Here is an 8,673-nt window from a genome sequence, read left to right as displayed (position 1 = left end):
TCCCGATCTCACCGAGCGGCAACGTCGGCACGTTCATCCCGGATCAGTCCAACGCCCTCGTCGCCTTCAAGACGGGCGACGCCACGCGTGAGGCCGGGGCGCGGCAGCTGCTGAGCTACTGGCTCGGCGACGGCTACGCGGACTTCGTCACGGCACTGTCGACGCCCTCCCTCCAGGACGGGGTCGAGACACCCGGCGACGTGCCGCAGGCGCTCCTCGACGTCAGCGCGTCGCTGGGCGACTCGGTCGGCTCGATGCAGGCCCTCGCGGTCGCGAACCCGGACCTCTACCTGAACCTCGGTGACCTGATCCAGGGCACGAAGACGACTGTCGAGGTCGCGCAGACCACGCAGGACCAGTTCGCCCAGCTCGCCAAGGCCATCGGAGCGGCCGGCTTCTGATCCAGCAGGGGTGCCGGCAGACCTCTGCCGGCMCCCCGACCCGGAAGGCATCTCTCATGACCACGACTCTTGGACTCTCCAAAGGCGCCGCCCGGGCGCAGGGGATCAAGGAATTCGCTCCCAGTCGCCGCGGCAGGAAAGACCACCCCCTGTGGTTCCTGATCCCCGCGCTCGCTGTCCTCGTGGTGTTCTTCTTCGTCCCCACGATCTTCAACTTCATCTACGCGTTCACGAACTGGTCGAGCTTCAAGTCGCAGATCGACTTCGTCGGCGCCGACAACTTCATCGAGCTCTTCTCGAACGGCACCCTGCTCAACCGGCTCTGGATCACCCTCATCTACGCCACCCTGGTCGCGGTGTTCCAGAACGTTTTCGGGCTGGCACTGGCTCTCCTGCTGGAACGTGACACCACCCTCAACCGGGCGCTTCGGGTGGCGTTCTTCATCCCCGTCCTCATGTCCGCACTCGCCGTCGGCTACGTCTTCCAGGCGCTGCTCAAGCCGGAGGGTGCAGTCAACGGCATCATCGGCTTCTTCCTCGGGCACCCGGTCGACATCGCGTGGCTCGGAAGCACCACCTGGACGATCGTCGTGGTGGCCCTCATCCACGCCTGGAAGTGGATGGGGCTGTCGATGCTCATCTACCTTGCTGGTCTGAAGACGATCAACCAGGACCTTCTCGAAGCCGCACGTCTCGACGGCGCCGACTGGTGGACCACGTTCCGGCTGATCCGCTTCCCGCTGCTCGCGCCCGCCGTGACGTTCAACGTCGCCACCGCGCTGCTCGGGTCGATGAACGGCTTCGACATCGTCCAGGCGACCACGGCCGGCGGTCCGGGCGGCACCACCGAACTCGTGAACATCTTCATCTTCCGCACCTTCGGACAGGGCCTGTTCGCCCAGGCCACGACGATGAGTCTGGTGCTCTTCCTCGGGGTCGCGCTGCTCGCCTTCCCCGTCATCCGCATGCTCCGCAAGAGGGAGGACGTGCTGTGAGCCCTTCAGCCACCGCCACCAGAAATCGAGTCCACCCCACCCGCATCCTGCAGCCGATCGTGGCGGTGCTCGCCGCTCTGCTGCTGCTCGGCATCCCGTTCTGGGTCATCCTCGTCACCGCGGCGAAGGACCAGGCCGGAGCGCTCAACCCGAACCTGCAGCTGCCCGACCAGTGGCACCTGTTCGAGAACTTCGCCACAGTCTTCACCGACGGAAAGATGCTCGCGGCATTCGGCGGCAGTGTGCTGGTCATGGTGCCCGCGGTGATCGGCGTGCTCGTCTTCGGATCGATGGCCGCGTGGATCCTCGGGCGTCGCTCCTCGAAGCCGCTCGCGTTCGTCTATGCGCTCGCGATCAGCGGCATCGTGCTGCCCCCCGCGGTCGTGACGATCGTGCTGCTGCTGCGGCAGCTCGGGCTGGCCGGCACCGCGGTCGGGATGATCGGCGTGTACATGGGCTTGTACATGGCCACGGTGATCTTCTTCGTCACCGGGTTCATCCGCACGATCCCCATCGAACTCGAAGAGGCCGCACGGGTCGATGGAGCGTCTCCCGTCCGGGTGTTCATCACGATCATCCTGCCGCTGCTCATGCCCGTGCTCGCCACGGCGACCATCCTGATCTGCCTCTACATCTGGAATGACGTCTTCTACGCGCTGTTCGTCGTCGGCGGCAGACTCGACACGCTGCCCTTGAACCTCTTCCAGGTGGCAAGCTCAGGGCTCTACCTTCAGAATTGGCACCTGATCTTCGCCTACATCATCCTGATGAGCCTGCCGCTGCTGATCATCTTCATGGTCGCCCAGCGGAAGATCATCTCGGGGATCACCAGCGGGGCCGTCAAGTGACCGTGACCTCCGACCGCACCCCGAGATCGAGAATGAACCCGACACCGAAGCCAGCGACCATCGCAGACGTCGCCGCGCGCGCCGGTGTATCGGTTCCCACGGTCTCTCGCGTGCTCACCGGAGCGGCGCGGGTGACCCCCGAGAAGCGGGAGCGCGTCGATCAGGCGATCGCGGAGTTGAACTTCCGCCCCAGTGCGGCCGCCCGAGTGCTCGCCTCCCGCAAGGCGCAGGTCATCGCCGTGATCGCCGGAGACACCTCCCGCTACGGCTACGCCGAGACGATCCGCGGCATCGAGGAATCCGCTCGGGCCGACGGATACACGGTCATGATCACCGTGGTGGAGAGCGCCGACGACGACGAGATCGACCGTGCGATCGCCGCCACCCTCTCTCAGCCTTTGGCCGGCGTCGTGGTGCTGAAGTTCGACCCGCCCGGCGTCGCCGCGCTGCAGCGCGTTCCCGACGACCTTCCGCTGGTCGTCCTGTCGGGCGTCCGCGACACGAGCCTGCCCCAAGCGGTGCTCGACGAGTCGCATGCCGCCGAGGAGCTCACCGACTACCTGCTGGGGCTCGGGCACAAGACGGTTCACCACGTGCGCATCCCCCCGTCCCGCAAGGAGGACGGCCGCACCGCGGGCTGGCGCCGCGCGCTGCGCCGAGCGGGTGCGATGATCCCCGAGCCGCTCGACGCCACCTGGGAGCCCAAGAGCGGACAGGCTCTCGGAACGGCACTCGCCGATGACCTCGACGTGACTGCGATCTTCTGCGGCAACGACGAGATCGCGATGGGCGTCATCAGCGGGCTCACCCGTGCCGGTCGTCGCGTCCCCGAAGACGTCTCCGTCGTCGGATTCGACGACCACCCCCTCGCCGAACTGTGGACCCCGCCGATCACCACGGTCGACCAGGACTTCGCCGGCATGGGGCGACGCGGCGTCGAACTCCTGCTCGCCGAGATCAACGGTCAGGCCGGCAAGCGCTTCTCCTCCGAGCGCCCGCGGCTGGTCGTGCGAGAGAGCGCCGGGCCGCCTCGGGCGTGACCGAGCTCGTACCGCGGGCCGCCGGCAGCTACTGCTTCATGCCGTAGGTCGCACCGATGTTGCGGAGGCCGCCGTCGCAGAAGAAGTCGGCGCCGGTCGCGTTGCTGGAGTCGTCGCTGGCGAGGAAGAGCGCCATCTGGGCCACCTCCTCGGGCTTTCCGAATCGGCCGAGCACCGACATCCCGGCCATTGCGGCATCGAGGGTCTCGGCGGGGATGCCGCGCTTGATCATCTCCTCGCGCTGGTGGTCGGCCATCGGCGTGGTCGTGGCTCCGGGATTGAGGGTGTTGACGCGGATGCCGTGGACACCGAGTTCGTTCGCGGCGATCTTGGTGAGCATCACGACGGCGGCCTTCGAAGCAGAGTAGGCGGCCGAGCTCACCGGAATGAACGCGCCCGTGGAGGCGGTGTTGATGATCGAGCCTCCGCCGGCCTCGATCATGTGCGGCACCACGTGCTTCATCATCAGCCAGGGGCCCTTGGTGTTGACCGCGAAGACCTTGTCGAAGATCTCCTCGTCGACGTCGATGGTCTTGGCCTTGTTCTCGAGGTCGACGCCGGCGTTGTTGAACAGCACGTTAGGCGCACCGAGTTCGGCGACGGTGCGAGCGACGATGCGCTTCACGTCGTCGGTCTTGGTGATGTCCGCGCCGATCGCGATCGCCTCTCCACCGGCGGCGCGGATCGCGTCGACGGTCGTCTGCGCGCGCTCTTCGGTGATGTCGACGACGGCCACCTTGGCGCCCTCGCGGGCGAAGAGCAGAGCGCCGGCAGCGCCCATGCCGCCCGCCGCGCCGGTGATGATGGCGATCTTGCTGTCAAGCCTCATTGCTGGGTCCTTCTGATGTGGAGAGTCTCGGAGAGACAGTGCGAATTACGAGACATAAGTGTCTCATAAGTACCCTGACCTCTTGCTAGCCTCAACTCATGTCCGGCACCACAACGGGGCGTCCACGCAGTGAGAAGTCACGAACCGCGATTCTCGAGGCGACGATCGAGCTGCTCCTGGAGGGTGGGTACTCCCGCCTGACGCTGGAGGGCATCGCCGCCCGGGCCGGCGTCGGACGGCAGACCCTCTACCGCTGGTGGGCCTCGAAGGACGAGATCGTCGCCGAGAGCATCACCGATGGACGGATGCTGCCCGCCGAGCTGCCGATCCCCGACACCGGGGACATCGAGGCTGATCTGACCCAGTGGCTGACCGAATTCGCTCAGGGTCTCGATGAGGAGCACGCCGCGGCGCGCGCCCGACTGCTCACCGCAGCAACGGCCGAGAGTGCGCTCGTCGCTCAAGCCTTCAATCAAAAGGTCGCCGGGCCCTACCGGCAAGAACTTGCGCAGCGATTGCAGCACGCGGTCGATTCGGGTGAGCTGAGGCCCGATGCGCCCGTGCACGTCGTTGCGGACGCCCTGATGGGCGCGACCCTCTACTCCGTCTTTCTTCGCTCGCCCGCGTCGGAGCCCACCGCCCTCCTCGCCGGCGTACTCCTCGACGGCATCCGACACTCGACGCTGTGAGACGGAGACATCCCTTCCAGCCACCGCGAGCTATCCGGCGTAGTAGCGCCACCACAGGTACGGGATGCAGACCGCGATCGTGACCGCGGTGACCAGGAGCCCGTACTTGGTGAAGGTCCAGAACGAGATGGGGTGGCCATTGCGCATCGCGATCCCCAGGACGACGACGTTCGCGCTGGCCCCGATCGCGGTGGCGTTACCACCGAGGTCGGCCCCGAGGGCGAGAGCCCACCACAGCGGCTTGGCGGCCTCCCCGCCGGCTTGGACGAGGTCGTTGGTCAACGGCGCGAGGGTTGCGACGTAGGGGATGTTGTCGACGATGCCGGAGAACAGTGCGGAGCCGACGAGCAGGCCGGTGGCCGCCCCGAAGTAGTTGGTGCCGACGGCCGCAACTGCGGCTTCGCCGACCATGTCTATGACACCGAGGTTGACCAGGGAGCCGACCATGATGAATAGGCCGGCGAAAAACAGCAGCGTCTCCCACTCGACATCCGCGAAGATCTTGCGAGTTTCCAGTCGGGTGATCAGGATCAGCACGCCGGCGCCGAGCAGCGCCACGATCGCCGGCTCGAGGCGGATCACGGAGTGGAGCACGAACCCGACGAGGACCAGGCCGAGGACGGTGAGCGACTTGATCAGCAGGGGCACATCGCGGATTGCTTCCCGTTCGTTGAGGGCCATGATCCGGGTGACGCGGGCGGCATCGTAGTGAAGCTGCTTGCGGAACATGAGCCAGCAAAGGCCGATGAACACGATCAGGAGCACCGCGATGATCGGTGCCAGGTTCACGAGGAAGTCGTTGAACGTGAGCCCGCCGCGGCTCGCGATGATGATGTTCGGTGGGTCGCCGATCAGCGTCGAGGTACCCCCGATGTTGCTCGCCATCACCTCAGCGATCAGAAACGGCACCGGCGAGGTGTCGAGCCGGTCGCAGATGAGCAGCGTGACGGGTGCGACCAGCAGCACCGTGGTGACATTGTCGAGGAACGCGGACAGTACTGCAGTGATCAGCACGAGCATGACCATGATCACGAACGGTCGCCCTCTCGCCTGCTTCGCCGCCCAGATCGCCACATACTCGAACACACCGCTCTGCTGCAGGATTCCGACGATGATCATCATGCCCAGCAGCAGGAAGATAACGTTCCAGTCGATCCCGCTGTCTTCGGAGAAGAAAATCGATTGATCGTCCGTCGCGCCGATGATCACCATCAGCCCGGCGCCCACCAGCGCGACGGTGACCCGCGGCACCTTCTCCGTCGCAATCAGGATGTAGGCCCCGGCGAAGACCGCAAGAGCGAGCGCGATCTGGATGGTCAAGACGGCGCGCCGGGCTCGCCGATGAACGTGAGGATCGCTTCCATCGCCGCGGGCAGCGTCACGAACATCGCAGGGTTGGTCCCGTTGACGACCGCGATCTGAGCGTGCGCGTCGACCATTCGCGCGGCCGTTTCGATCAGCGTGCTGTCGCCGTCGATGGCCAGCAACTCGCGCACTCTCACGCCGTCGTCATCCAGCAGTTCCCCGATGGTGCGATCGTCGGCATAGCTCCACATCTCTTCGGCGCCGGCCTCGTCGAGCACCCCGGCCAATGCCATGTCTTGGAGCACATATTTCGGCACCAGGAGACCGAGTACGTCGGCTGACGAGACGACACCGATCGGCCTCCCGCCCGCGTCGGCTACGACCAGCGTCGCGAGGTGGTCGCGGGCGATGTGCCGTGCCGCAGCTACGGCGCTCGTGCCCCGGTCGACGAGCGGGAGAGCGGTCTGGATGTCGGATGCCTGCATGGGTCGGCCTTTCGTCGGCAACGGTGACGTTGCGCCGACCAGGCTTCCCGGCTCTCCAGGGCCGACTCTAGTCCTGCGGGGTCCGCTCCAGGAGAGGAGCTCTCGGTGAGTCCGCACGCCACTCAGAGGAACAACTCGCATGGTGGACAAGTCAAATGTTAGTAACTAACATTTTCCGCGTGGACAAAATCGCCCGGACCCGAGCTGCGCTGCTGCGCTCCGCGCTCGAGCTGTTCGACGAACGGGGCTACGCCGCGACGACGGCGGCGGCGATCGCCGCCCGAGCGGGCGTGTCGGAGATGACCTTCTTCCGGCACTTCGCATCGAAGGATGCGGTGCTCGTCGACGACCCGTACGACCCGCTCATTGCCGAGGCGGTCGGCCGTCAGGCGAAGGACCTGCCGCCGTTGGCCGCCGCAGTGGCAGGGGTCAGGGAGGCGTGGGGAGCGGTACCCGCCCCGGCCGGGTCCGAGGTTCGCGACCGGCTCCGCATCGTCTCGCGCACGCCGTCGCTGCGCGGAGCCCTGGCACGGAACAGCGGTGCGACCACCGACGCGATCGCCGGCGCGCTGCGATCGCGCGGCGTGCCGCAGGCCGATGCGCACATCGCCGCAGCCGCGACGATCGGGGCTCTGAACGCGGCCCTGCTGGAATGGGCGGACGGCGACGACCCCGACCTCGGATCCGCGATCGAGGCCGCGTTGCGGGTTCTCGCGTGCGGTGATCGACGATGACCGATGCAGCCCTCGCCGTCTACGGCGCGACGCGGCAGTTCCGCAATGGCGCGGGCGTCTTCGACCTCGACCTCGAGCTTCGCAGGGGGCAGATCGTCGCGCTCGTCGGCCTCAACGGTGCGGGCAAGTCCACGATGATGCGCATCCTGCTGGGAATGCTGCGCCCCGCCGGCGGGGAGGTGCGGCTCGGGGGATACCCCCTCGCCGCCGCGCCGCGCGAACAGTGGGCGAAGGTGGGCCATCTGGTGGAGTATCCCCTCGCCTATCCGGAGCTGACGGTGCGACGCAATCTCCAGCTGAGCGCCAGGATGCGCGGCATCGAGAACGTCGCGGCTGCGGTGTCGGCAGTCATCACCGAGTTCGCGCTCGAGGAGTATACGGAGCGACGCGCACGCACGCTGTCGCTGGGCAACAGGCAGCGTGTCGGCTTGGCGGCTGCACTCCAGCACGACCCGAGCGTGATCGTGCTCGATGAACCGACGAACGCGCTCGACCCGGCGGGTGTCATCCGCCTCCGCGAGAGCCTGCTCCGGCGAGCGAGGGGCGATGCGGCGATCCTCGTCAGCAGCCATCACCTGGATGAGGTCGCCCGCATCGCGGACCGCATCGTGGTGATCAACCGCGGATGCATCATCGGCGACCTGGATCCCGCGATCCCCGACATCGAGCACGGCTTCTTCGAAACCGTGCGGAAAGACGATGAAAGAGGCGTCCGATGAGGCCGGCGGTATGGGCAGAGGCCGTCAAACTCGCTGGCTCCACGGTCGGGAGAGTCGGGTCGATCGCAATCGTCCTCGGGATCTCGCTGCTCAGCGGGGCCATTCTGCTCGCGGCCGCATCGGGGGACCCCCAGCTCGTTGCGAAGCTAGGGCCGGGGGCGACGCACGATTGGACAGGGTTCCTGCTCGCGGCGGCGCAGATCACCGGGGCAGGAGGGCTGCTCGGGTTCGGGGTGGTGCTGTCCTGGATGTTCGGCCGCGAGTTCGGCGACGGCACCATCACCGGACTGTTCGCGCTGCCGGTGAGCCGCTCGACGATAGCGCTCGCCAAACTGCTCATCTACACGGTGTGGGCTCTCGCGGTGAGCCTGTCACTTGCCGCGCTGCTGGTGATCGTCGGACTGGTCGCGGGCCTCGGCGCGCTCACCGCAGACAGTAGGGTGGCGCTGGTGCGCCAGGTCGCACTCGGTGCCATGACCGCTGCAATCGCCGCTCCGGTCGCCTGGGCCGCCACCCTGGGACGCTAAGTACTCGCAGGCGTGAGCGTCTCCATCGGGATCGTCGTCGTTGCGCAGGTCTCCGTCCTGACCGGGCTCGGCGGCTGGATGCCGCTCGCATCTCCTGCCCT

The 8,673-nt window shown here is 66.9% G+C and carries 10 protein-coding genes and 1 pseudogene; 8 read left to right on the top strand and 3 right to left on the bottom strand.

What is annotated here, in order from left to right:
- The 4 genes and pseudogenes from AC1DVT_RS03250 to AC1DVT_RS03235 form a co-directional block, all read left to right on the top strand.
- Positions 1-401 (top strand): annotated as a pseudogene (locus AC1DVT_RS03250) (ABC transporter substrate-binding protein); the annotation flags it as partial.
- Positions 402-457: 56 nt separating this feature from the next.
- Entirely contained in the window at positions 458-1,396 is a 939-nt protein-coding gene (locus AC1DVT_RS03245; protein ID WP_477386480.1) for a carbohydrate ABC transporter permease, read from the top strand.
- Positions 1,393-2,244, top strand: coding sequence for a carbohydrate ABC transporter permease (locus tag AC1DVT_RS03240; RefSeq protein ID WP_457101637.1), 852 nt, complete (start codon positions 1,393-1,395; stop codon positions 2,242-2,244). Before AC1DVT_RS03245 ends, AC1DVT_RS03240 begins: the two co-directional genes overlap by 4 nt.
- Before the next feature lie 32 nt (positions 2,245-2,276).
- Positions 2,277-3,284: a LacI family DNA-binding transcriptional regulator gene (locus AC1DVT_RS03235; RefSeq protein WP_457101638.1), complete on the top strand. Its 1,008-nt coding sequence runs from the start codon at positions 2,277-2,279 to the stop codon at positions 3,282-3,284.
- 28 nt (positions 3,285-3,312) lie between these two features.
- Here the strand turns inward: AC1DVT_RS03235 and AC1DVT_RS03230 are convergent, their stop codons facing one another.
- Positions 3,313-4,113: an SDR family NAD(P)-dependent oxidoreductase gene (locus AC1DVT_RS03230; RefSeq protein WP_457101639.1), complete on the bottom strand. Its 801-nt coding sequence runs from the start codon at positions 4,111-4,113 to the stop codon at positions 3,313-3,315.
- 98 nt (positions 4,114-4,211) lie between these two features.
- Between AC1DVT_RS03230 and AC1DVT_RS03225 the strand changes: the two genes are divergently transcribed.
- On the top strand, positions 4,212-4,802 hold the full coding sequence (locus AC1DVT_RS03225; RefSeq protein WP_477386477.1) for a TetR/AcrR family transcriptional regulator: 591 nt from the start codon (positions 4,212-4,214) through the stop codon (positions 4,800-4,802).
- A 30-nt stretch (positions 4,803-4,832) separates the two neighbouring features.
- Here AC1DVT_RS03225 and AC1DVT_RS03220 read toward each other — a convergent pair whose 3' ends face one another.
- Together AC1DVT_RS03220 and AC1DVT_RS03215 are read right to left on the bottom strand one after the other, a co-directional pair.
- The gene (locus tag AC1DVT_RS03220; RefSeq protein ID WP_477386475.1) at positions 4,833-6,122 is read right to left on the bottom strand and encodes an ArsB/NhaD family transporter; all 1,290 of its coding nucleotides are present in this window, start codon (positions 6,120-6,122) and stop codon (positions 4,833-4,835) included.
- Positions 6,119-6,592 carry a CBS domain-containing protein gene (locus tag AC1DVT_RS03215; RefSeq protein WP_477386473.1) on the bottom strand — a complete coding sequence of 158 codons (474 nt, stop codon included), beginning with the start codon at positions 6,590-6,592 and terminating at the stop codon, positions 6,119-6,121. The genes AC1DVT_RS03220 and AC1DVT_RS03215 overlap by 4 nt, the downstream gene beginning before the upstream one ends.
- A 179-nt stretch (positions 6,593-6,771) precedes the next feature.
- Between AC1DVT_RS03215 and AC1DVT_RS03210 the strand changes: the two genes are divergently transcribed.
- The 3 genes from AC1DVT_RS03210 to AC1DVT_RS03200 are packed head-to-tail and all read left to right on the top strand — an operon-like array spanning position 6,772 to position 8,572.
- Positions 6,772-7,326: a TetR/AcrR family transcriptional regulator gene (locus AC1DVT_RS03210; protein ID WP_477386471.1), complete on the top strand. Its 555-nt coding sequence runs from the start codon at positions 6,772-6,774 to the stop codon at positions 7,324-7,326.
- Positions 7,323-8,045, top strand: coding sequence for an ABC transporter ATP-binding protein (locus AC1DVT_RS03205; protein WP_477386469.1), 723 nt, complete (start codon positions 7,323-7,325; stop codon positions 8,043-8,045). The genes AC1DVT_RS03210 and AC1DVT_RS03205 overlap by 4 nt, the downstream gene beginning before the upstream one ends.
- Positions 8,042-8,572 carry an ABC transporter permease gene (locus AC1DVT_RS03200; RefSeq protein WP_477386467.1) on the top strand — a complete coding sequence of 177 codons (531 nt, stop codon included), beginning with the start codon at positions 8,042-8,044 and terminating at the stop codon, positions 8,570-8,572. The genes AC1DVT_RS03205 and AC1DVT_RS03200 overlap by 4 nt, the downstream gene beginning before the upstream one ends.
- The last annotated feature ends 101 nt before the right edge of the window (positions 8,573-8,673 follow it).

The organism is Microbacterium sp. P2_F9 (assembly GCF_056403635.1).
Note: the sequence above shows the minus strand (reverse complement) of the source record. Positions and strands in the feature narration are given on the sequence as shown.